We start from the raw sequence: 23,012 nt of genomic DNA on the forward strand, positions 1-23,012 counted from the left end.
GGGGAAATGGTGCCCAGGGGCGGAGTCGAACCACCGACACGACGATTTTCAGTCGTCTGCTCTACCACTGAGCTACCCGGGCATTCCGTCGTCTGGTGCACAAGTCACCGCGTTCGGAAGGCGCGCCTATGGCGTGGCGCAGACGCTTTGGCAAGGGGTCAATCGTCGCTTTCTTCGCCCAAGTTCCCCGGCCCGATGCTTTCGGGATCGACCGGCTCGGCGGGCACCGCATAACTATCGGTCAACCAGGCGCCCAGGTCGCGGTCGCGGCAGCGCTTCGAACAGAAGGGGGCGTGCTCCGCGACGCGAGGCTTCTTGCAGATCGGGCAGCGGCGGACGGGCGTGTTCATGGGGAGATCGCCTGCGCGAATCCGCCCTCGATCGCAACCGCCGGATCGATTTTCCAGCGGATTTCCCGTCCCGTCCGCCGCGCGAGTTCGTCGCGCCATTCGTCGCGGAAAAGCGGTTGCAGCGCCGGATGCGCGGTCAGCAGCAACGCGCCGGGCTGCTCGACCGTCTCGGCCCGGCGGAACAATTGCCGGATTGCCGCGCGGGTGCGGCGGAATTGCGCGCGGTGGAGGATCGAGGGGCCGGTCACGCGGCTGACGATCTGGACGAAGCCGAAGCCGTTGATCCCGGTCCGCTCGTGGCGATATCCGCCGAGCGCTGCGCCCAGCGCTTCGTCGACCGCCTTGCGATCGGCCTTCGCGGCGAGGGTAGGAAAATCGATCCCGATCGAGCCCGACAGGTCGAGCAGCCGCAATTGCCGCGCCAGCGCTCCGATCGCGGCGAGCGCGAGTTCGCGCGGCGGCAGCGTCCCGTCGATATCGATCAGCGTCATCGCCGGCGTCGCGCTGAACAGCAGGCTGCCACCGTCGAATTCGGTCGTGCCCTCGAAGGCGGATTGCAGGATGTCGTCCCAGCCCTCGACCGGGAAGCGGCGGACCTCCTGCACTTCGTGACCGTCGGCCTTGAGGGCGTCGATCGCGCGCCAGTCGCGTGGGGCTTCGTCGGTCACGATTCCTTGCGCCGGCTTGCGCCGACCACGCTCGCCGATGGCGGCGCGGGTGATTTCGATAGTGATCGTGCTGCCTTCGGTGGCGGAGGCGGGCAGGCGCTGAAGGAGCACCTCCTCGCCCCGTGCGGTCTCGGCGACGGCGCGCGATGCGCCAGCGCGACGCTTGGCGACCCGGCCCTCGATTCGTGCTCCGGCTGCTAGGCGCTCGTGCCAGTCGAGCTTCGCCGCGACGATTTCATCATGTTCGACGCATACCAGCCGCGTCTCGCCGATCCCGCGCTCGGCATACCACTCAGCCAAGGGGAAAGCCCGCCGATCTGAGCAGCGCGCGCGTTTCGAAAAGCGGCAGGCCCATTACCGCCGAATGGCTGCCGCGGATCCACTGGACCAAACCTTCGGCCGTGCCCTGGATCGCGTAGCCGCCGGCCTTGCCGTGCCATTCGCCGCTGTCGAGATAGGCGGCGATCTCGGCGGGTTCGAGGGCCTTGAAGCGAACCACCGTCTCGTTGAGCTTGTGACGGAGCGTGCCGTCCGGATAGCGAAGGGCGACCGAACTCAGCACAAGGTGGCGGCGGCTCGACAGCGCCTGCAGGCAGGCCTGAGCGGTGTCGAGATCCTCGGCCTTGGGCAGTATACGGCGTCCCATCGAGACCACGGTATCGCCCGCCAGCACATGAGCATCGGCGCGCGCGAGCGCCATCGCCTTCTCGCGCGCCATGCGGATCGCGTAGTCCTTCGGGCGTTCGTTCGGCCCCGGCGTTTCGTCGATTTCGGCGGCAGCGATTTCGCTCGGCTCGATCCCGAGCCGCGCGAGCAGTTCGCGCCGCCGCGGGCTGGCCGAGGCGAGGACGAGCTTCATGTCGCTCATCCCGCTGCTATCTTACTGGGGGCCAGGTCCGCCGCGACCCGGCATGAAGCGATAGGTGATCCGACCCTTGGTCAGGTCGTAGGGCGTCAGTTCGCAGAGCACTTCGTCGCCCACCAGAACGCGGATGCGATTCTTGCGCATCTTGCCCGCGGTGTGGCCGAGGATTTCGTGTCCGTTCTCGAGTTCGACGCGGAACATGGCGTTGGGAAGTAGTTCGACGACTTTCCCACGCATTTCGAGGAGTTCTTCTTTCGCCATTAACGGCTCGTTCCGATGAGGTTTCGCATGGCGCGCGGCATAAACGCCACAACGTCAAAAGAAAAGGGCGCATCGCTGAGACATTTTGCGACTTGCTGCGTACCTCCACCGTCCCCAAGGCCATGCCGGCGGGGCACTGCGTTCGTCCCGACCGCGCTCGCGGTCGTTTTCATAATTGGAGCAAAGCCTTGCGTTCCCTGATCGGCCTTCCCCTCATTGCCCTGATCTGCGCCCCCACTTCTGTCATCGCGCAGGACGCCGAAGGCGAGGATGCCGTCGCCGCGGCGGATGCAGAAGTCGGCGATAGCTGTGCCGAAGACATCAATTGCATCGTCGTCTCGGCCGAGCGACTGCTGGGGCAGGTCGATGCGGCGCAGGAACCGATCCAGACGCTCGACGAGGCCGATATCGCGGCCTACGGCGCAGGCTCGATCGCCGAACTCGTCCAGCAGCTCGGCCCAACGGTCAGCTCGGGCGGCGCACGCGGCGGCGGACCCCCGGCCATCCTGCTCAACGGCGTGCGCATCTCGGGCTTCCGCGAATTGCGCAACTTCCCGCCCGAAGCGATCGAGCGCGTCGAGGTCCTGCCCGAGGAAACCGCGGTCCGCTTCGGTTTCTCGCCCAACCAGCGGGTGATCAACTTCATTCTAAAGGACAATTTCACCGCCAAGACGGTCGAGATCGAAGGCGGCGGGCCGTTCCAGGACGGCTTCACGCGCGGCGAACTCGAAGCCAGCGCGCTGAATATTTCGGGCAGCACAAGGATCAGCCTCGCGCTCGAGGCCGAGGCGCGCCAGCGGATTACCGAGGCCGACCGCGACCTGCCGGTCGCCGATGGCTCCGAGGACCGGCTGGCCGGTGATCCGGATCCGGCCGAATTCCGCACGCTAGTGCCCGAGAGCGACGAATTGTCGCTCAACGGAACGGTCGCTGTCCCGATCGGGGAGGGCGGCAAGGACGGCTCGCTCTCGGTCAATGGCACGCTGTCGCGCAGCAGCTCGCGCTCGCTCGCGGGGCTCGACACCGTTACCCTCACCGATCCGCTCGGCAACACGCAGGTCCGCACGCTGTCCGATCCGCTCGAGCGGCGAACCCGCAACGTCACCGCGCAGATCGGGAGCGCGTTTTCGACCAATATCGGCGACTGGCAGCTGAGCCTGACGGGCGACGGCACCCATACCGAGGGTTTCACCCGGATCGATCGTCGCGCCGATGTCGGTATCCTGCAGGCGCAGGCGCTGGCCGGGACCCTTGCGATCGACGGTGTGCTGCCGGGGCTCCCCCTCGCGGGGGTCGATTTCGCCAATAGCAAGACCAACCGTCTCGATACCGACGCAACGCTGATCGGCCGCCCCTTGCTCCTCCCCGGCGGCGACCTGTTGGTAACGCTGAAGGGCGGCTTCACCTATAACGACATCCGCAGCGACGACACGCGCAGCGGGCTGGGCGAGACCTTCCTCGACCGCACGCGCTTTTCCGGCGGGGTGACGCTGGGAGTCCCGATCACCAGCGTCGACGAAGGCTTCGGCGATTTTCTCGGCGACATCACGCTCGATCTCGGGGCCTCGATCAACGATTTGTCCGATTTCGGTTCGCTCTATGCCTGGTCGAGCTCGCTCAACTGGCGCCCGATCGAGGCTGTCGGCTTCACCGCGACCTACCAGTACCGGCAGGAAGCCCCGTCGCTGACCCAGCTGGGCAGTCCGCTGACCGAGAACTTCAACACGCCCGTCTTCGACCTCGCGCGCAACGAGACGACGCTGGCGACGGTGATCGGCGGAGGTAATCCGGACCTCCTGCGCGAGACCCAACGCGACTGGAAATTCGCCTTCAACTACAATCTTCCCTTCATCGAGAACGGGCGCTTCCAGGTCGAATATTTCACCAATGATTCGGACGACGTGACCGCGGGCTTCCCGACGCTCACGCCCGAGATCGAGGCGGCTTTCCCGGGTCGCGTCTCGCGCGACGCGACCGGGCGTCTGCAGGAGCTCGACCTGCGCCCGGTGACCTTCGCAGAGCGCAATTCGGAATCGCTGCGCTTCTCGCTCAACCTCTCCGGCCCGTTCGGGTCGGCTTTCCCCGAGGGGGAAGAACCGGCGGCACAGGGCCGTCGCGGCGGTCCTCCCGGCGGGGGATCACAGGCGCGCGGTGGTGGTGGCGGCCAGGGCGGCGGAATGTTCTCGCCCGAGCGGATGCAGCAATTGCGCGACCAGCTTTGTTCGGACGATCCCGAAGAATTCCTCGCCCGCCTCAAGGCGGCGGCGGAAAGCGAAAATCCGCCATTCCCGCCGCAGATGCTGGCGCGGCTCAAGAACGATGCCGGCGAGCTCGACCCGCAGCGAGTCGAATTCGTGCGTCGCCAGTTCTGCCGCGCCGGCGATGGCGAGAGCGAAGGTACGCCGGGCGCCCCCGGTGGCCCCGACCGCGAACGCCTCGCCGCGATCCGGCAGGAGCTGTGCTCGCTCAGCCCGTCCGATTTCCTCGAACGCCTCAGGGCCGAGGTCGCGCGTGCCGAGAGTGGCGAGATCGCGGAGGGCGATCGCCCGGCGATCCCGTCCTTCATCCTCGACCAGATCAAGGACGAGAATGGCGAGATCGACCCCGAGAAGGCCGAACAGTTGCGCCAGCGCATCTGTGCCGCCGGTCCGGGGGGTGAGGGCGGACAACGCGCCGAAGGCGGCGGTGGCGGTGGCCAGCAGCGGTCACGCGGCGGGCGTCGCGGCGGGGGTGGTTTTGGCGGCGGCGGTGACGGGCGCGGGCGGTTCTTCGCCAACGCCGACTACACGCTGCGGCTCGAGGACGAGGTGCTGATCGCCCCGGGCGGGCCGTTCCTCGACCTGCTCGACGGCGATTCGATTGCGGGCGGTGGTAGCCCGCGCCATGAATTCCGCGTTTTCGGCGGGGCGTTCTATCGCGGCTTCGGCAGCTTCCTGAGTGCGAACTACACCGGCGAGACGCGCGTCGACGGCAGCGGCCTGCCGGGCAGCACCGACCTGTTCTATGGCGAGCAGTTCACTCTCAATGCGCGCTTCTTCATCGATTTCGACCAGCGCGAGAGCATCGTTGCGGCGGTGCCCTTCCTCGAAGGGTCGCGCTTCTCGTTCTCGGTGTCGAACATCTTCGATTCTCGCCGTTCGATCGTCGACCAGAACGGCGATGTGCCCAATGCATTCCTGCCCGATCGGCTCGATCCATACGGTCGCTCGTTCGAGATCGATTTCAGGAAAGCGTTCTAGGGCCGCTCAGAACCCGCCGAAATAGTCGTCGCTCGCGCGATAGGGGTCGTTCGTCTTGCCCGACGAGCGACCCTTCGCGACACATGCGAGGTCGTGCACATCGCTGGCGAAGGTGCGTTCGGCCAACGGGTTCTCGATCGTGTCGCGGCTGGCATTGGTAATCGGCTTGCGATCGATATCGAAAGCCCGCAGCGACAGGACCGTCAGGGTGCCGCTGCTGCAATCCGCACTCATCCGGTAGATGACGTAGTAGACCTCGCCGTCCTTGCCCTGGCCGTACATGTAGCCGACGAACATATCGAAGGTGACGGGTGTGGTGTCTGTGCGGAGCGTATCGGTGTCGACGAAGCCGATCGTCTCTCCGGTCTTGGCGAATTCGTGCCATTCCTCGGCAAGCGCCGGGGTTGCGACGAGCATCAGCGAACAGGCCAGTCCCTTCACCATTCGGAGCATGGATATCCTCCATTCACAACGGCGAAGCGATTAAGCGCCTGTTTGGCCGATCCGTCAAACTGGGCGCGAGAAGCCTCTGTAAAGCATTGAAACAAAGCGATGTGCCATAGTCCGAGTGAACCGTTGGCAGGTTGAAGGCCAGCCCGCGACTCGTACGGTTGCTCAGAGGCTGTCGCCCGCCGCCACCCCGCTCGCCCAGGCCCACTGGAAATTGTACCCGCCGAGCCAGCCGGTGACGTCGACCGCCTCGCCGATCGCGTAGAGACCGGGCACGCGCTTCGCTTCCATCGTCTTCGAGGAAAGCTCTGCGGTGGCGATCCCGCCGATGGTGACTTCGGCCTTGGCAAAGCCTTCGCTGCCATTGGGATGGAAGGTCCAGCGCGCAAGCCGTTCCTGCGCCGCGCGCAAGTCCTTGTCGGGGACATTGCCGAATTCGGTCTCGATCGCGAGCTTGTCGGCGAGGATGTCGGCCAAGCGCTGGGGCAGCAGGTCGCGCAAGGTCGATCGCAGCGTGGCGCGCGGCTGTTCGCGCTTGCGCTCGAGCAGCCAGTCGCCCTCCTGTTCGGGGAGGAAGTCGATGGTGACCGGATCGCCCGGATACCAGTAGGACGAAGCCTGCAGGATTGCCGGGCCCGACAGCCCGCGATGGGTGAACAGCGCGGCCTCGGGAAACCGGCCCTTGCCCGCGCTGGCGACCACCGGGGCGGAAACGCCGCTGATCTCGCGAAACAGCACTTCCTCGCCGCCGAGCGTGAGCGGGACGAGAGCGGGGCGCGGTTCGACCACCTTGAGCCCGAACTGGCGCGCGAGATCGTAGGCGAAGCCGGTCGCGCCCATCTTGGGGATCGAGGGACCGCCGGTGGCGATCACGAGCGCATCGGCTTCGTAGTTGCCCGTTTGCGTGGCTACGTTGAAGCGACCGTCATGCGTGACCTCTTCGATCTCCTCGCCGCAGCGGACCTCGACATCGCCATTCGCGCATTCCGCGAGCAGCAGGTCGACGATCTGCTGAGCCGAGCCGTCGCAGAACAGCTGGCCGAGCGTCTTCTCGTGCCAGTCGATCCCGTAGCGTTCGACCAACGCGAGGAAATCTCGTGCGGTGTAGCGGGCGAGGGCGGACTTGGCGAAATGCGGGTTGGACGAGAGGTAATTGGCCGGGCCCGCGCCGATATTGGTGAAATTGCACCGCCCGCCGCCCGAAATCAGGATCTTCTTGCCCGGCCTGGTCGCGCGTTCGAGCACGAGCACGCGCTTGCCGCGCTGGCCCGCGCGCGCCGCACACATCAGTCCCGCCGCGCCTCCGCCGAGCACGATCGCGTCGTAACGATCGCTCACGAGGCGAGCGCTTCGGCGGTCAGGCGCAGCGAGGTTTCGCGCGCCTGCGGCTCGTAGGTCGCGCCGGCGACGATGATCTCGTCGGCCTGCGTGCGCTTGACGAAGTCTCCGATCTTCTCGCGCACCATGTCGGGCGTCCCGACCGCGCTGGCCAGCGAGACGTGTTCGACGATCCGCCGCTCCATCGGGCCGAGGCTTTCGCGATAGCCGTCGACCGGCGGCGGGAGCTTGCCCGGGCTGCCGGTGCGCAGCCGCACGAAGCTCTGCAATTGCGAGGAGGCGAGCCGCTCGGCTTCGTCCGCTTCTTCTGCCGCGAAGACGTTCATCGCGACCATCACATGCGGCTTGTCGAGCCGCTCCAACGGCTTGAAATCGCGGCGATAGATCGCGAGCGCATCGTCGAGATGATCGGGCGCGAAATGCGCGGCGAAGGCGTAGGGCAGGCCGAGCGCGGCCGCGAGCTGCGCGCCGTAGAGGCTCGATCCCAGCGCCCACATCTCGATATCGGCGCCGAAGCCGGGATTGGGGCGCAGCGAGATGTCCTCCTGCCCCGAGAAATAGGCCGCCAGCTCCATCACGTCCTGCGGGAAATCGCCCGCCGCTTTCATCAAATCCTTGCGGAAGGCCTGCCGGATCCGCCCGTCGGCCCCGGGGGCGCGACCGAGGCCGAGATCGATCCGGCCGGGGAACAGCGCATCGAGCGTGCCGAACTGCTCGGCGATCACGAAGGGGTTGTGATTGGGCAGCATGATCCCGCCCGAACCGATCCGGATGGTCGAGGTCGCATGGCCGATATGCGCCAGCACGACCGAGGTCGCGGCGCCGCCGATCCCTTCCATCGCATGGTGCTCGGCGACCCAGAACCGCTTGTAGCCCGCCTCCTCTGCGACGCGCGCAAGGCCGGCGGCGGCTTCATAGGCTTCGGAAAGGGTCCCGCCTTCGCGGACGGGGACGAGATCGAGCACGGAAAGTTCGGTCATGCCGCAGAACATGGTGTGCGCCTTGGCTTTTTCCATGGAGAATCCTACTTGGCTGGCATGTCGCGCTCGAAAGCCGGATCCCCCCACGACCCGAGAGGCAAGGAACGCTTCAACGAGGAGCGCGCGACCTATACCGTCGCCAGCGCGCAGCCCGATCTCGAAGCCGGGATCGCCGCGATCCGCGAGACGGTGAAGACCTTGAAGCCGCGCCCCGGGGTCTACCGCATGCTCGATACGCGCGGCGACGTGCTCTATGTCGGCAAGGCGCGCAGCCTCAAGGCGCGAGTCGCCAATTACACGCAGGTGAAGGGGCTCTCGAACCGGCTCCAGCGGATGGTCAGCCAGTGCCGCGCGATGGAGATCGTGGTGACGAACTCCGAGGCCGAGGCGCTGTTGCTCGAGGCGCAGCTGATCAAGCGCTATCGTCCGCCCTTCAACGTGCTGCTGCGGGACGACAAGAGCTTCCCCTTCATCTTGCTGCGCGCCGACCACGCCTTCCCACGGATCCAGAAGCATCGCGGCGCACGGCGGGCTAAGGGCAATTACTACGGCCCCTTCGCCAGCGCCGGATCGGTCAACAAGACATTGAACGCGCTGCAGAAGCTCTTCCTTCTGCGGAGCTGCAGCGACAGCTTCTTCAACAATCGCGACCGGCCCTGCCTGCTCTACCAGATCAAGCGCTGCTCGGCCCCCTGTGTCGGGCGGATCGACGAGGAAGGCTATGAAAAGCTCGTCGGCGAGGCGAAGGACTTCCTCTCGGGCAAGTCCAGCGCGGTGCAGGCCGATATCGAGAAACAGATGGCGAAGGCCGCCGAGGAGCTCGATTTCGAGACCGCGGCGATGCTGCGCGACCGGCTGCGCGCGGCGACCTTCATCCAGGGTTCGCAGGCGATCAACGCGCAGGGGGTGGGCGATGCCGATGTCTTTGCGCTCGCGACCAAGGGCGGGCAGATCGGGGTGCAGGCGTTCTTTATTCGCGGCGGGCAGAACTGGGGCCACCGTACGTTCTATCCCAAGAATACCGGCGAGGTCGACGAGGGCGAGGTGCTCGCCGACGTGCTGCTGCAATTCTACGAGGAAGTGCCGCCGCCGCGCACGATCCTGGTCGATCGCGAACTCGAAGAGCAGGAACTGCTGGCCGAGGCGCTGGCGGAAGGGGCCGGGCACGCGGTCGCGATATCGATCCCGCAGCGCGGGGCGCGGCGCAAGCTGATGCAACAGGCGCAGCGCAACGCCACCGAGGCGCTCGAACGGCGGCTGGCAGAGACCGGCACCAAGGCCAAGATCAATCGCGAATTGGCCGAATTCCTCGAACTCGACGAACCGCCGCAGCGGATCGAGATCTACGACAACAGCCATATCCAGGGCGCGAAGGCCGTGGGCGCGATGGTGGTCGCCTCGCCCGAGGGCTTCGAGAAGAGCCAGTACCGCAAGTTCAATATCAAGACCGCGCAGACGAACGACGATTTCGGAATGATGCGCGAGGTGATGGAGCGCCGCTTCCGCAACCTTGCCGAGCATCCCGATGGCGAGGAGGGCAAGTCGAACAGCCACGAGACCGTGTGGCCCGATCTCGTGCTGATCGACGGCGGCAAGGGGCAGGTCTCCAGCGTAATGAGCGTGCTGGAAGGGCTCGGCATTGCCGACCAGGTGCCGGTAATTGGCATCGCCAAGGGTCCGCATCACGGCCGCGAGGGGCGCGAAGTGTTCCACTTTCCTGACGGTCGCGAGAAGACGCTGCCGACCAATTCGCCGGTGCTGTTCCATGCCCAGAACCTGCGCGACGAGGTCCATCGCTTCGCCATCGGCGCTCACCGCGCCAAGCGCAGCAAGGCGATCACCGCCAGCCCGCTCGACGAGATCCCCGGCATCGGCCCCTCACGCAAGCGCGCGCTGCTGCTCGCCTTCGGCACCGCCAGCAAGGTCCGCGCCGCCGCGCTCGACGATCTGAAGCGCACCCCCGGCATCAGCGAGGGCGTTGCGCAGAAGATTTACGACTTCTACCACGCGGGCGGGTGAATCGTGGCAAAGGTTAGAGGGGTGCGGTTGATGTCTAGTTTCTTGAGGTTGGCCGCTGCAGCGCTTCTCGTCAGTGCCTGCGCGACCAGCTCAGCTGCCCCTCGAGACGAGACTGACGACAAATCTCGCGAGGCCTCGATCACGAACGACATGGAGTGGCTTCGAAAGTCCTACCAGTCGCGGCCGCGCAATCTGAGGCGGGGCGTGAAGGGCACCGTGAGGATGCTGATCACGGTGAGGCCGTCCGGCAAGGTTTCCAAATGTGTGATCATACGCAGCAGCGAGAATGCTGCGCTCGATAGCTATGCCTGCCGAAGCGTCGTTCGATACGGGAAATTCGAGCCGGCGCTCGATGCCTCAGGCACGCCCATCGAAGACACCGTTGTCCTCGCGTTGATGGTCTAGCGAAGCGTCGCTTACGAACGCGGCCCCTTTTCGCGTTTCCATTTGCCGGCGAGCGACTTGCCGCTTGCACCTTCGGACTTGGGCTTGCCCTTGAACTTGCCGCCGTCGGGATTGCCTTTGCCCTTGGCGGAGTCCTTCCCCTTGAAGTAGCCTTTTCCGCCCTTGCGGTGCGGCTTCACGAAGCCCTTGCCGCCGCGCGGGCCGCCCTTGAAAGTTCCCCGCGGGCCGCCCTTGTTGCCGGCACCGACCTGTGGGCCTTCGGGGGCCTCCTCGATCGCGATCGCGTCCTGCTCGTCCTCGCTCGAAGCGGTGCGGGCGAGGGCGTCCTGGAATTTGGGAGCCACGTTGCGCGGCACCTGGAACCAGCTTTCGTGCGTGCCGATCCTGATCGCGCCGATCTCGTTGCGGGTGATGTGCCCGCGGCGGCACAGCAGCGGCAGGATCCAGCGCGGCTCGGCGTTCTGCTTGCGGCCAACCTCGATCTTGAACCACACCGTGTCCTCGAAGCCGGGACGGTGGGCGTCCTTCTTCGCTTTTTCGCGTGCTTCTGGCGTGTTGGCGAGCAGCTCTTCGGGTTCGGGCATCTTGGCGCGGTGCGAGTGGATCAGGGCAGCCGCGATATCTTCGGCCGACATGGTTTCCATCAGCGTCGCAGCCAGCTTGCGGTCATCCTTGGTGATCTCGCTGGTATCGGTGATCTGCCCCATCATCCGTTCGCGATCCTTTTCGCGGATCGCTTCGGGGGTGGGGGCGTCGGTCCACTCGGCGGTAATCTTCGCGCCGCGCAGCATGCCGTCGACCCGGCGGCGGCGGTTGAACGGCACCACCAGCACGGCGGTGCCCTTCTTGCCTGCGCGACCGGTGCGGCCCGAGCGGTGCTGCAGCGTTTCCGCATCGCGCGGAATCTCCACGTGGATCACGAGGCTGACGCTGGGGAGGTCGATCCCGCGCGAGGCGACATCGGTGGCAACGCACACGCGGGCGCGGCGATCGCGGAGCGCCTGCAGCGCCTGGTTGCGTTCCGACTGCGAATGCTCGCCCGACAGGGCGACGACGCCGAAGCCGCGCTCCTGCAACGTGGCGTGGAGGCGGCGGACGCTGTCGCGCGTGGCGCAGAACAGGATCGCGGTTTCCGCCTCGTGGAAGCGCAGCAGGTTCACCACCGCATTCTCGACTTCGGACGGCGAGACGGCGATGGCCTGATAGGCGATGTCGCCATGGCCGCGGTCCTTGCCCGCCAGCGAAAGCCGCTCGGCATCGGTCTGGTAGCGTTCGGCGAGCCGCACGATCGCAGGCGGCATGGTGGCAGAAAAGAGCAGTGTCCGGCGCTTGTCGGGCGTCGCGTCGAGGATTTCCTCGAGATCGTCGCGGAAGCCCATGTCGAGCATCTCGTCGGCCTCGTCGAGTACCACGCCGATCAGGCCGGAGAGGTCGAGCGCGCCGCGTTCGAGGTGATCGCGCAACCGGCCCGGCGTGCCGACCACGATCGCGGGTCCGCCGCGCAGGTTGCGGCGTTCCTTGCTCGCATCCATCCCGCCGACGCAGGTCGCGATGCGCACGCCTTGCTGGCCGTAGAGCCAGCCCAGTTCGCGGCTGACCTGAAGCGCGAGTTCGCGGGTGGGCGCGATGACGAGCGCGAGCGGGCGCTCGACCATCGGCAGGCTGCCGAGTTCGGCGAGCAGTTCATCGGCCAGCGCGAGGCCGAAAGCGACGGTCTTGCCCGAGCCGGTCTGTGCCGAAACGATCAGGTCGCGGCCCGCGACATCGGGCGCAATCACGGCGGACTGGACGGGGGTTAGCTCGGTATAGCCGCGCTCGGTCAGGGCTTGGGCGAGGGGCGGCTGGACGTTTTCGAAGGACATGGTGCTCACAGGGGAAACGGCACCGGCGCGCGGTGCGGGGAGGGATCTGGAATGCGGGGTCGCGCCGGAGGGGCGCCGATGCAAAAAGGCACGCCAGCCCTATGGCCAGCGGCGACATGCGCGCCCCTTAGCGGATTAAACCCGGTTTGGCTTCCCTAAAAATTGTGCAGCTGCGAAGGTGGTCGTCGGCCCGCGGGGCGGAAATGGAAAAGGGGCCGCGGATCGCTCCGCAGCCCCCTCGAGGTATGGCGCGTGCTTCAGCTCAGCGCCTTGATGCACTGGCCCTGGTTGCGCGCGCCGACGAGGTCGAGCAGGCCGAGGTCCTTGAGCGCCTTGCAGACGCTGACGGCATCGCCGTCCTTGAACAGTTTCACGCAGGTGCCGACCGACACGCCGATGGCATCGGCGAGACCGGAATTGCAGGCCTTGGCGGCGGCGTTGCTGCCACCCGGGTTGGCGTGCAGCGTGGTCGGCGCCACCGAGAACGACATGGCCATCGCCAGCGATGCTGCATAGGCAAAGAGTTTCTTCATCGAATTTACTCCTCCAAGAGGGGCAATTCAGGCTGCCCCATTCCCTGCGTCCCGAATAGATCAACGTAATCCGGGAGTTGGAGAATGGTAAATGAGTGATTACCGAATCTAGCCGAAGTATATGAATGGCAATAAAAATACTTTCGATTGCCACTCTAGTCATTGAAAGAACTGGTTTCTAAACGGAAACATTGTTTCGCGACTCGGGGTGGCTTCGAACCTTGTCAGTCCTTTTTTCGCATCTTGCGGATCACGCCTTCCTGCGCGACGCTGGCGACGAGCTCGCCGTTCTCGGTGAAGATCTTCCCGCGATTGAACCCGCGCCCGCCACCGCTCCACGGGCTGTCGGTGGCATAAAGCAACCACTGGTCGACCCGCGCCGGGCGATGGAACCAGATCGCATGGTCGAGGCTCGCGCCCTTCAGTTCGTTGCGCCACCACGAGAGCCCGTGCGGGAGCGCGCTGGTACCGAGCAGCATGAAGTCGCTGGCATAGGCGAGCGCGGCGCGATGGAGCGACGGATCGTCGGGCATCTGAGCTACCGCGCGAAACCAGGTGTGGCTCACCGGGTCCTTCGGCTCCTTGCTCTGCCAATGCGGCGCATCGACGTTGCGCAATTCGATCGCGCGCGGGCGCAGCATGTAGCGGCGGGCGTTCTCGTCCTTGAGGGTGTCCGCCATTTCGCGCCGGATTTCCATTTCGGGGCGAAGCTCCTCGGCATGCGGCACCTCGGGCATCGGCGCATCGACATGCTCGAGGCCCTCCTCGGGGCGCTGGAAGCTCGCGGCGAGGTTGAGGATCGGCGTGCCCTTCTGCTTGGCGACGACGCGGCGGTTGGAAAAGCTGCGCCCGTCGAACTGGCGGTCGACCGCAAGCTCGATATCGTAATCCTCGCTCCCGCCGCGGAGGAAATAGGCGTGGAGCGAATGCGGCGCTCGGTCGTCCTCGACCGTCATTTCCGCCGCGCGCAGCGCCTGCGCGATCACCTGCCCGCCGAACACCCGGCCGATCCCGTCGCCCTTGCGCGGCCCGCGATAGATGTCGTGTCCGACGGTCTCCTCGGGGGTCAACAGCGTGACCAGCCGTTCGACCAACGTTTCGGGGGAGGGCGGGGTGGCTTCGTCTGCGTCGCTCATGCGGATCACATGTGGCGCGGGCGGGACGAGGTCAAGCGGACTTCATTCGCCGCAAGGCGCGCCATGCCATCGCCTTGGCGCGATTGCGCGCAGGCCAGCGGCCCGGTGCGCGCGGGGTCAATCCGATCCCGCGCAGCATCCGGTTGAATGCGCGTGCATCGGCCTCGGCGAAGCTCCATTCGGATCGCCAGGTGATCGACAGCGAGATCGACGGCGCACCGCCATTGCGCACGAAATGCGGTGCCATGACCGGGACGTAGAGCGCCTCGCCCGCGTCGAGCGCGAAGGTGTGCCCCTCGTCGATGAAGCCGTCCTGCCAAGTCAATTCGCGCCCGCCGCCGGTGTGATAGGCCTCGTGCGCGGTATCGGGCGCGAAGCGCGGATGGCCGGCGGGAAACTGGGTCATCGCCTTGCTGCCTTCGAGCTGCAGCAGGATGTTGTGCTCGGGATCGAAATGGTAGGGCGTCACCGCGTCGGGGCTCGACACGAAGATGTATCCCTGCGGCTTGAGCATCGCCCCGGTCGCCGCCTCGATCGGCGCGCGCAGTTCTTCGAGCAGCCCGGCCACGAGATCGCGATAGGCGGGCACCTGTTCGATGTTCTTGAGCACCGCCCAGCTGCGGACCTCGTCGATCCGGCGGATCGTCTCGCCGATCGAGAGACCGTTCGCGGGCGGCTTGTCGTCGACGCCGATCGGCACGTCGCCACGATTGTATTCGACGCTGGCGGCCGGCAGTGTCTCGCCGAGCCGTGCGAGCGCCTCGCGCTCGAGCAGGGCGTGGCGATCGAGCGCGTGGACCAGCTTGTGCGGCGTTTCGGGATAGCATTCGGCGAAGCTGCGCTGTGCCTCGTCGGGAAAGATTGCCTGCGTCATGCGACCGTTCCCTCGAATGCGAGGAGCGCGCCGAACAGCGCCTGACGGGCGGCTCCGCCGATACCGATGCTGTAGCGCGCGATCCGGCGGCGTTCGCGCCACATGTGATCGATCATCGGGTGATCGGCGCTGGCACAGCTATCGACCCAGTCGATCGCCGGGTCGGACAGGCTGTCGAGGTTCTCGACCTGCAGCAGCACGCCGGGGGAGAAGCGCGCGAATTCCTCGTCGAATGCCGTCTTGTAGGAGAACGCACCCGGCGGCGTGTAAAAGCTGGCGAGCATCGCGATCGGTGCGCCATCGAGCCGCAGCGTCCGGCGCTCGAGCTTGCCGCAGGCCGCGGCGCCGTGCAGCGCGCGGGTGAAGATCGCGGCCTTGTCGGGATCGTTGGCGGTGGCGCTGCCCTGCTTGCCCTTCCAGCCCGCCGCCTCGAGCGCGAGGAAGGCCGCGATCCACGCCTGCAGATCGCTGTCGTCGCGGAGGAATTCGGTCTCCACCGCGCCGCATTCCTCGAGCCGCCGCCGCTGGCGTCTCAGCTCCTTGCGTCGCTTGGTGGAGAGAACCTCCTCGAGATAGGCCTGCGGCTCGAGCGCCGACGCGAGCATGGCGCGTTCGACGACGTGCACCCGGCGCCCGGCGCGATGTGATCGCGCAAGGCATGCCTCGAGTTCGTCTGCGAGCGCGGTTTCGAGCGGCATTCCGGCGAGGTGGACGAACATCGGCAGCGCTCCCGCGCTGTCGAGCCATTCGAACAGGGCGGGCCAGAAGACGGCTTCGCATCCCGCGCGCACCAGCGGAGCGCCGAGGAAGCAATTGGCATGCATCCAGTTGCGCCAGTGCGGTATCGGGCGCCCGTAATAGCCCAGCTCGCGCTTGAGGGGGAGCAGGCCGAGCGCCTGCCCGTCCGCATCCTCGAGCCAGAACACCATGACCTCGCCCTTCGGATCGAGCGCCTCGAGCGATGGGAACAGGTGCCATTCCTCGAAAAAGGGGTTGGGCTGCGTGGCATGCGCGGCAAGGTCGCGCAACTGCGCACGCTGCGGAAGTCCGAAGTCGCGCCAGGCGAGCGCGTGCGAGCGCATGCCACCTCGCGATGGCTGCGCCGCCGGTGTGCCGAGCGCTGGATCGTGCTGCATCACTCGCGGTTCCTTCGCGCGATTTCATAGCACCGAAGCGCAAATCTTTCGCTAATGCTGTCGTTCAGACTAAACCTGACTTTTCTTAACAATGTCTGTCAGCGCAATTCAGCGTCGCCTCAAGCCCGGTCCTCTAGAACGGCAATCGAAGGTCGCGGGATATCTCCCCCGGCCAGCTGTGAAGGAGGCAGAATAATGAACAACTATAGCAAAGCCCTGCTCGGTACCGCTGCGGCTGGCGCAATGACGATGGGAGCGTTCGCGACCCCGGCTCAGGCGCAAAGCACCGAGGAAATCATTGCCGGTGCCGTGATCATCGGCGGAATCGCCGCCGTGCTCGGCGCGTTCGACGACGACGACGACGATCGCTATTACCGCGGCCAGCGCTACCGCGACGATCGCTACCGCGACGATCGCTACGCCCGCCGCGGCAACGGTCGCCAGGCGGTCGAGCAGTGCGTGCAGATCGCCGAGAACCAAGCGCGCCGCGCCGGTTATCGCTACGCCGACGTCTATGAAATCTACGATGTCGACCGCAAGCGCGACGGCTGGAAGATCAAGGGCCGCATCGCGGTCGAAGGGCAGCGCGGCTACCGCGGCGCACGCTACGACCGCCGCGATCGCTACGACCGCCGCGACCGACGTCGGGTGCGGGACGAAGGCAAGTTCTCCTGTGAAGTCAGCTACGGTCGCGTCCGCGATCTCGACTTCAGCGGAGTGCGCGGGCTGCGTTAAGGGTCGCACAGTCCGGGCATGAGGTGGGCGGTTCAGTCTGGTGACAGGCTGGATCGCCCATTTTTCGTTCCTACATGGAGTTTACCCAAGAGGAGGGCCGGGTAGATGACCAAGACCAGTTCCGCCGCCGCCATCATGGCGATCTTCTCCATGCTGGCGACGCCCGTCGCGGGTGCCGAGCGCGCGCGCGGCCCGGGGCAGGTCCAGCGCCCGGTCGAAATTGCGCCCGCCACAGGCGAGGCGGAACTGAAGCTCGAGCGCCATCGTCGCTATCGCTGGAGACGCGACCGCGGGATCGACGCAGGCGACGTGATTACCGGCATCCTGATCCTCGGCGGGATTGCTGCGATCACCGATGCGGCGCGCGATGCCGAACGCGACCGGCGCGAGCGTGACGAGCAATACGAGCGCGAGCGCGATTATCGCGGCCGGGACTACGACCGCGATTATGCCGAGCGCCGCGATGCCGATCGCTATGCGAGCGAGGTGTCGCCCTCGCAGGCCGCCGAAGCCTGCGTCGACGAAGTCGAACAGCTCGGCGAAGCGCAGCAGCCGGACCTGATCCGCCGGGTCGGCGAGGGCTGGCGGGTCGAGGGACGGATGGACGACGGCGCGCCCTATTCGTGCGAGATCGGCCCCGATGGCCGGGTCCGCGAGATCGGGCGGCGCGCCTCCGTCAGGGCACCTTATGCTGTCGAGGACGACCTGCAGGCCGATTTCGATTACGCCGCCGCGCGCGAGCGACAGGGCGAATACACCTATCGCATGAAGCAGACCGGCGATTCCGGTGAATTTGAAGGCGAAATCGATGGAGACCTGGGCGGCTAGTCGTCGCGCAAATCTCCCTCGGCGCCGCTATGCGAGGGGAGCGACAGGCCGAAGCGGATCGCGGCGGCGCGCAGCCCAAAGCCCGCGACCACCGCCACCGGCCAGACGAGCGCGCGATCGAAGCCGAGCGCGAGCCCCGTCGCGCACAGGCCCGCCGCCAGTGCGGCTGCGGTGACGTAAAGCTCCGGGCGCATGATGATCGAAGGACGGTTGGCCACCACGTCGCGGATGATCCCGCCGACGCAGCCGGTCACCACCCCCATCACCGCCGCCGGGATCGGTGCGACGCCGTAGGCGAACGCCTTGGCGCTGCCGAGCACCGCGTAGGAGGCCAGGCCCATCGCGTCGGCATATTCGAGCCCGTCGCCTTCCCACCAGCGCGGGGGCGTGAACCAGGCGAGCAGCGCGGTCGCGAAACAGACCGGCGCGACCCATGGATCCTGCATCCAGAAGACCGGGGCCCCGATGAGCAGGTCGCGCACCGTGCCGCCGCCGACGCCGGTCACCAGCGCGAAGAACGCCATCGTGACGAAGGTCTGGTTGAGCCGTGCCGCGACCAGCGCGCCGGTCAGCGCGAACACCGCCACCCCCACCAGGTCGAGCCAGTCGAGCATCGGGGTGAGGATCTGGTCGGGGGTCATGCGCCTTGCCTATTTGGGGACCTTGATCCGCGCCTTGCGCCGGCGGAACATCAGGATGCAGCCGAGGATCGCACCGAATGTGGCGAGCGTACCGAAGATCAGGATGATCGGATGGTTGCTCGGTTCACGGGTCTCGAGGTCCATGATGTGGAGGCCCCACATGAAATCGAACCAGCGCCACCAGCGCGTCCGCACCGCCTCGATCTTGCCGGTATCTCGCCCGACATAGACATAGGTCCCGTCCTCTAGCGCGACCCGCCACACCGGCTGCGGCCGGCGGAAATCGAAGGGCACGTCGTCGGCCTCGTAGAAGGTCGCGCTGGCGAAATCATCGCCGCCTTCGATCCGTTCCTCGACCAGCATCCGCGCGGCAATCTCGTTGAGTGGGGCGATCCGCTCCCCATCCTCGCCGTAGCGCTCGACCGAGCCGTCTTCGTAGTTGAGGGTGGTGACGACTTGGTCGCCGTCCATCGCCAGCGAGACCGAGCGTACGGGCCGCTCCGAGGTGGGGACCGTGACCGATGTCGTGCTGCCGGCGGGCAATGCCTGCTGCTCGACCGGAACGCGCAGGTCCTCGCCGCGCACTTCCTCGAACGGCTTCAGGACCATGAACAGGCCGGTGGCGAGCCACATCAGGATCGGGACCCCGACGAGCCAGCCGAGCCAGATGTGCCAACGGGCGAATTTCTGCATCCAGAGACGTTTTGCCATGGCGTTCCTTTGCGTGACTCGCATTCAGGCGCAAGCTACACGCGGCGACAATCAACGAATGTGGAGAGATACGATGCCAATCAGCCCGAAATCCGCGGCGATCCTGCCCCTCCTGCTCGCGACCGCGGCCTGCGCCGCCATGCCGATGCAGGATGCCGGCACTTCGACCAGCGCCGAGGCCGGCTACGACCTGCGCGCGCAGTACGACAAGCTGGCCGAGATCCGCATGGCGCCCGAAACCGGCTATCTCACCGCCGAGGAGCGCGACGTCGTCAACCTGCTGATCGACGCCTCGACCTACATGGACGCGATCTACCTGCGCCAGCGCGGCGCCGACCTGCCGGCGGTGCGCGCGGCGATCGCGCGCAGCAAGCGCGGCGACCGCGACCTGCTGCTCGCCATGTTCGACCGCAATTTCGGCCCGTGGGACGAGGTTGCCGAACTGCACCCGTTCTGGGGTGCCGACGAAATGCCGCTCGGCGCGGGCTTCTACCCCGCCGACATGACCAAGGCCGAATTCGACGCCTACCTTGCCGCCAATCCCGGCCAGCGCGACGACCTGCTGAGCCCCTATACGGTGGTGAAGCGCGACGGCGACCGGCTGGTCGCCGTGCCGTATTCGGTCGAATACGCCGAGTGGCTGAAACCGGCTGCGGCGCTGCTCGATCGCGCCGCCGCGCGGACGTCCAACCCGAGCCTCAAGAAATTCCTCAGCCTGCGCGCCGACAGTTTCCTGTCGGACGATTACTTCGAGAGCGAAATGGCGTGGATGGACCTCGAGGGCACGCCGATCGAGGTCGCGATCGGTCCGTACGAGGTCTATACCGACCGGCTCTACGGCACCAAGACCGCGTTCGAGAGCTTCGTCACGCTGAAGGACCCGGACGCTTCGGCCGCGCTGGCGAAATACAAGAACTACCTCCGCGACATGGAAGGCAACCTTCCGATCGAGGACCGCTACAAGAACTTCACCCGCGGCTTCGAGAGCCCGATCGCGGTGGCCGACCAGGTCCATGGCGGCGGCGACAACGTGCCGGGCGTGCAGACGATCGCCTTCAACCTGCCCAACGACGAGCGCGTGCGCGAGGCCAAGGGCGCGAAGAAGGTCATCCTGTCGAACGTGCTCGGCGCCAAGTTCGATCGCATCCTCGACCCGATGGGCGCGGTCGTGCTCAAGCCTGCACAGAACCGGCTGGTGATGAAGAAGTACATGGAAGCGAACACGCTATTCCACGAACTCGCGCACAGCCTCGGCCCGGGCACGATCACGGTCGACGGCCGCGAGACGACCGTCAATGCCGAGCTCAAGGAACAGTATTCGGCGCTCGAGGAATCGAAGGCCGACGTGATGGGGATCTGGAATATCCTCTACATGATGGAGAAGGGCGAGCTGCCCGCGGCCGAGAAGCCGCAGCTGTTCTCGACCTATTTCACCGGGCTGTTCCGTTCGATGCGGTTCGGCACCGAAAGCGCGCATGGGCGCGGGGCCAAGCTGCAATACGGCTACCTCAAGGCCAAGGGTGCCTTCGCCTGGGATGCGGCGGCGCAGCGCTATACTGTCGATTACGCGAAGATGGAGCAGGGCATCCGCGACCTGCTGCACGACCAGCTGATGCTGCAGGCGACCGGCGATTATGCCGGTACGGTCGCCTTCTTCGACCAATGGGCGCAGCTCGATGCGGCGGCCGAATCGCGCTTCGCGGCAATGGGCGAGATCCCGGTCGACATCCGCCCGGTCTATCCCGACGAGATCTGATCGCCGGTCGGGTCCCCGCCTTGGCGGGGGCCCGGCTGGTTGCCGGCCAGCCATAGCGCCAGCGCCAGTCCGAGGATCGCCGCCGCGCCGTATCCCACCAGCGGGGCCGGATAGACCGACAATGCGGCGGTGTAGAAGAACCCCGCCATCGTCCCGGCGATCGCGAAGCGTGGTGCGCGGTCCATCGAGTGGTCGAGCGCAATGAGGACGAGCGGCGCGAGGCTCGCCGCCACCAGCAGGACCAGCCACAACACGCCGCCGCCGGCGGCATCCAGATAGACCTGCTCGACGAACTCGACCGGCGGCAGCACGCCGCGCTTGTGCGCCCAGATCGCCGCCAGCAGCGCGGCGATCGCGACCAGCGAGGGCTTGGTATCGCGCGTGGCGAGCGCGACGCCGATCCCCGCCCCGCCAACCGCCAGCGCGAGCGAGGCGTCGGGCTGTGCGACGGCGGCCGCGAGCGCTGCCACCGACAGGCCGAGCTGCCAGCGCCAATCCATCTTCGCCGCCAGAACGGCGAGCGCGGGCAAGGCGAGCAGCGAGGCGTTTAGCCCGATCGGTCCCGCCCCGATCCAGCGATGCACGCCGTTGAGTTCGGGCCCCGCCAGCAGCGGCAGGAATAGCAACGCGACGAAAATCACCGCGGCGGCATCGGGCTGCACCCTGGGGAGCGGGGCAAAGTGCACCAGCGCCAGCGCGGCCAGCAGGCAGCCGGCATTGATCGCGAGGTAGTGCGTCGGCGCGCCCTGCGCCGCCATCCACGCCAGCCCCGACGCGATGGGCAGGGCGAGCGCGAGGAGGGCGGCCGGGCGCAGCGGATTATTCCTTCGCGCCGTCGATTTCCTGGCCGCCCTGGAACAGCGTGATCGAGATGACCTCGCCGCTATCGTCGCGGTTGAAGCGCACACGGGCGTCGACCACCTTCAGGAAGAAGTGATCGGCCTCCTCGCCGGGGAAGAGCTGGAAAGCGGGCTGGTTGGTCGCCTGTGTCATCAGCTTGCCGTCCTCGACGAACATGCGGATCTTGAATTGCGGTGAAAGAGCGAACGTGCCCTCGTATTGCGGCAGCGCAGCGGTATCGACGCTGCCTTCCACCCTTTCGCTCGCGAGGACGACCTCGCCGCCGCGCGCAAGGTCCATCAATTGCTGGCCCAGCGCGCCGGCCTGTCCGCCATTGATGTTGGCGAGCACCACAACCGTGATCGCGTCTTCGGGATCGTGCATCAGCATCGCGTTGAAGCCTTCGATCCCGCCGCCGTGCCACACCATGCGACCGTCGTCGTTCTCGGTGACGAGCACCCCGAGACCGTAGGTCGCCTCGCCCATCGCCGGCACGCCCGGCGCGGTCATCGCGGCGAGGCTGTCCGACGAGAGAACCTGGCCGCCGAACAGGCCGCGCTGCCATTTGAGCAGGTCGTGTGTGGTCGAATAGAGCGCGCCCGCGCCGGTGGGGATCTCCATGTTGACGTAGTCGGCGTTCTTCGGGCCGCCTTCCGAAGGGAAATAGCCCGAGGCACGCCTGGCGACGATATCGGCAGAAACGTCGATCGCCGTGTCGTCCATGCCGAGCGGATCGAAGATGTTGGCCTTCACGAAGTCGGCGTAATCCTGGCCGCTCACCTCCTCGACGATGGTCGAGAGCAGGACGTAACCCGAATTGGAATATTCCCACTTTTCGCCCGGCGCGAATTCGAGGGGTTCATCGGCGAACATCGCGGTCAGCTCCGCGCGTGTCGTCGGAAGGTATTTCTGGCGCGCGAAGGCGTCGAGGCTGGTGACGTTGGCGAGCCCCGACGTGTGCTGGAGCAGGTGCCGCACGGTGATCGCGTCCCACGCCGCGGGCGCATCGGGCAGGTAGGTCTTCACCGGCGCGTCGAGCGTCAGCTTCCCCTGTTCCTGCAGCAGCAGGATCGAGGCGGCGGTGAACTGCTTGGTGACCGAGCCGATCCGGAACTTGGCCGCGGGCGTGTTGGCGATATCCCATTCGAGGTTGGCGCTGCCATAGCCCTTGTCGAGCAGGATCTCGTCCCCCTTCGCGACGAGGACGGCGCCCATATAGGCACCGGTGTCGGCCTCGGCCGAGACGACCTCGTCCATCCGCTCCGGGTCCTGCGCAAGCGTCGGCGTGGCGAAAGCCAGCGCAAAGGCGGCGGTGGCGGCAAAACGTAACATGATTCTCTCCCTAGGTGCAGTAGTTGCCTAATACACCCGGGGTGGGCATGCAA

General features: G+C 66.5%; 22 protein-coding genes and 1 tRNA gene. 6 read left to right on the plus strand and 17 right to left on the minus strand.

Annotated features, from left to right (window positions below; genetic code table 11):
- Positions 1–7: 7 nt before the first annotated feature.
- The 5 genes from IEW49_RS03935 to infA all read right to left on the minus strand — a co-directional run bounded on the left by IEW49_RS03935 (position 8) and on the right by infA (position 2,144).
- Positions 8–82, minus strand: a tRNA-Phe gene (locus IEW49_RS03935).
- Between the two features lie 76 nt (positions 83–158).
- Positions 159–350 (minus strand): DNA gyrase inhibitor YacG, encoded by a 192-nt coding sequence (locus tag IEW49_RS03940; RefSeq protein WP_188641461.1) that lies wholly within the window; start codon positions 348–350, stop codon positions 159–161.
- Entirely contained in the window at positions 347–1,318 is a 972-nt protein-coding gene (locus tag IEW49_RS03945; protein WP_188641462.1) for a ribonuclease E/G, read from the minus strand. The genes IEW49_RS03940 and IEW49_RS03945 overlap by 4 nt, the downstream gene beginning before the upstream one ends.
- Positions 1,311–1,886 (minus strand): Maf family protein, encoded by a 576-nt coding sequence (locus tag IEW49_RS03950; RefSeq protein WP_188641463.1) that lies wholly within the window; start codon positions 1,884–1,886, stop codon positions 1,311–1,313. The genes IEW49_RS03945 and IEW49_RS03950 overlap by 8 nt, the downstream gene beginning before the upstream one ends.
- Before the next feature lie 12 nt (positions 1,887–1,898).
- A complete protein-coding gene (gene infA, locus IEW49_RS03955) occupies positions 1,899–2,144 on the minus strand; it encodes a translation initiation factor IF-1 (protein ID WP_160616537.1) in 246 nt (81 codons plus the stop codon).
- Positions 2,145–2,332: 188 nt separating this feature from the next.
- Here infA and IEW49_RS03960 point away from each other — a divergent pair, with 188 nt between their 5' ends.
- Positions 2,333–5,383, plus strand: a complete 3,051-nt coding sequence (locus tag IEW49_RS03960) for a TonB-dependent receptor plug domain-containing protein (RefSeq protein ID WP_188641464.1) — start codon at positions 2,333–2,335, stop codon at positions 5,381–5,383.
- Positions 5,384–5,389: 6 nt separating this feature from the next.
- Here the strand turns inward: IEW49_RS03960 and IEW49_RS03965 are convergent, their stop codons facing one another.
- The 3 genes from IEW49_RS03965 to IEW49_RS03975 all read right to left on the minus strand — a co-directional run bounded on the left by IEW49_RS03965 (position 5,390) and on the right by IEW49_RS03975 (position 8,151).
- A complete protein-coding gene (locus IEW49_RS03965; RefSeq protein ID WP_188641465.1) occupies positions 5,390–5,836 on the minus strand; it encodes a hypothetical protein in 447 nt (148 codons plus the stop codon).
- 162 nt (positions 5,837–5,998) lie between these two features.
- Positions 5,999–7,171, minus strand: a complete 1,173-nt coding sequence (locus IEW49_RS03970) for a BaiN/RdsA family NAD(P)/FAD-dependent oxidoreductase (protein ID WP_188641466.1) — start codon at positions 7,169–7,171, stop codon at positions 5,999–6,001.
- Entirely contained in the window at positions 7,168–8,151 is a 984-nt protein-coding gene (locus IEW49_RS03975) for an LLM class flavin-dependent oxidoreductase (protein ID WP_188643075.1), read from the minus strand. The genes IEW49_RS03970 and IEW49_RS03975 overlap by 4 nt, the downstream gene beginning before the upstream one ends.
- 57 nt (positions 8,152–8,208) lie before the next feature.
- Here IEW49_RS03975 and uvrC point away from each other — a divergent pair, with 57 nt between their 5' ends.
- Positions 8,209–10,170 (plus strand): excinuclease ABC subunit UvrC, encoded by a 1,962-nt coding sequence (gene uvrC / locus IEW49_RS03980; protein ID WP_188641467.1) that lies wholly within the window; start codon positions 8,209–8,211, stop codon positions 10,168–10,170.
- A gap of 150 nt (positions 10,171–10,320) precedes the next feature.
- Complete coding sequence (locus IEW49_RS03985) at positions 10,321–10,575, plus strand: energy transducer TonB (RefSeq protein WP_268235612.1); 255 nt, start codon at positions 10,321–10,323, stop codon at positions 10,573–10,575.
- Between the two features lie 11 nt (positions 10,576–10,586).
- On the opposite strand, the gene IEW49_RS03990 is transcribed toward IEW49_RS03985, so the two are convergent.
- From IEW49_RS03990 to IEW49_RS04010, 5 genes are all read right to left on the minus strand, one after another.
- A complete protein-coding gene (locus IEW49_RS03990) occupies positions 10,587–12,437 on the minus strand; it encodes a DEAD/DEAH box helicase (protein WP_188641469.1) in 1,851 nt (616 codons plus the stop codon).
- Between the two features lie 257 nt (positions 12,438–12,694).
- Entirely contained in the window at positions 12,695–12,970 is a 276-nt protein-coding gene (locus IEW49_RS03995) for a hypothetical protein (protein ID WP_188641470.1), read from the minus strand.
- Positions 12,971–13,194: 224 nt separating this feature from the next.
- The gene (locus IEW49_RS04000) at positions 13,195–14,106 is read right to left on the minus strand and encodes an acyl-CoA thioesterase (RefSeq protein ID WP_188641471.1); all 912 of its coding nucleotides are present in this window, start codon (positions 14,104–14,106) and stop codon (positions 13,195–13,197) included.
- A gap of 31 nt (positions 14,107–14,137) precedes the next feature.
- The gene (locus IEW49_RS04005; RefSeq protein WP_188641472.1) at positions 14,138–14,980 is read right to left on the minus strand and encodes a cupin domain-containing protein; all 843 of its coding nucleotides are present in this window, start codon (positions 14,978–14,980) and stop codon (positions 14,138–14,140) included.
- Positions 14,977–16,116 (minus strand): GNAT family N-acetyltransferase, encoded by a 1,140-nt coding sequence (locus IEW49_RS04010; RefSeq protein WP_229658068.1) that lies wholly within the window; start codon positions 16,114–16,116, stop codon positions 14,977–14,979. Before IEW49_RS04010 ends, IEW49_RS04005 begins: the two co-directional genes overlap by 4 nt.
- A gap of 195 nt (positions 16,117–16,311) precedes the next feature.
- On the opposite strand from IEW49_RS04010, the gene IEW49_RS04015 reads away from it, so the two are divergent.
- Both IEW49_RS04015 and IEW49_RS04020 read left to right on the plus strand, forming a co-directional pair.
- Positions 16,312–16,851, plus strand: a complete 540-nt coding sequence (locus tag IEW49_RS04015) for a hypothetical protein (protein WP_188641473.1) — start codon at positions 16,312–16,314, stop codon at positions 16,849–16,851.
- Positions 16,852–16,956: 105 nt separating this feature from the next.
- Positions 16,957–17,679, plus strand: a complete 723-nt coding sequence (locus IEW49_RS04020; protein WP_188641474.1) for a hypothetical protein — start codon at positions 16,957–16,959, stop codon at positions 17,677–17,679.
- Here IEW49_RS04020 and IEW49_RS04025 read toward each other — a convergent pair.
- Both IEW49_RS04025 and IEW49_RS04030 read right to left on the minus strand, forming a co-directional pair.
- Entirely contained in the window at positions 17,676–18,320 is a 645-nt protein-coding gene (locus IEW49_RS04025) for a trimeric intracellular cation channel family protein (protein WP_188641475.1), read from the minus strand. The two genes, IEW49_RS04020 and IEW49_RS04025, sit on opposite strands and share 4 nt — an antisense overlap.
- Positions 18,321–18,329: 9 nt before the next feature.
- Positions 18,330–19,031: a PepSY domain-containing protein gene (locus IEW49_RS04030; RefSeq protein ID WP_188641476.1), complete on the minus strand. Its 702-nt coding sequence runs from the start codon at positions 19,029–19,031 to the stop codon at positions 18,330–18,332.
- 73 nt (positions 19,032–19,104) lie between these two features.
- Between IEW49_RS04030 and IEW49_RS04035 the strand changes: the two genes are divergently transcribed.
- A complete protein-coding gene (locus IEW49_RS04035) occupies positions 19,105–20,787 on the plus strand; it encodes a DUF8614 domain-containing protein (RefSeq protein WP_188641477.1) in 1,683 nt (560 codons plus the stop codon).
- On the opposite strand, the gene IEW49_RS04040 is transcribed toward IEW49_RS04035, so the two are convergent.
- Complete coding sequence (locus IEW49_RS04040; protein ID WP_188641478.1) at positions 20,769–21,545, minus strand: hypothetical protein; 777 nt, start codon at positions 21,543–21,545, stop codon at positions 20,769–20,771. The two genes, IEW49_RS04035 and IEW49_RS04040, sit on opposite strands and share 19 nt — an antisense overlap.
- Before the next feature lie 61 nt (positions 21,546–21,606).
- Positions 21,607–22,959, minus strand: a complete 1,353-nt coding sequence (locus IEW49_RS04045; protein WP_188641479.1) for a serine hydrolase — start codon at positions 22,957–22,959, stop codon at positions 21,607–21,609.
- Positions 22,960–23,012: the final 53 nt, after the last annotated feature.

This window comes from Pseudoblastomonas marina, assembly GCF_014641655.1.
Classification (GTDB): Bacteria; Pseudomonadota; Alphaproteobacteria; order Sphingomonadales; family Sphingomonadaceae; genus Alteriqipengyuania_A; species Alteriqipengyuania_A marina.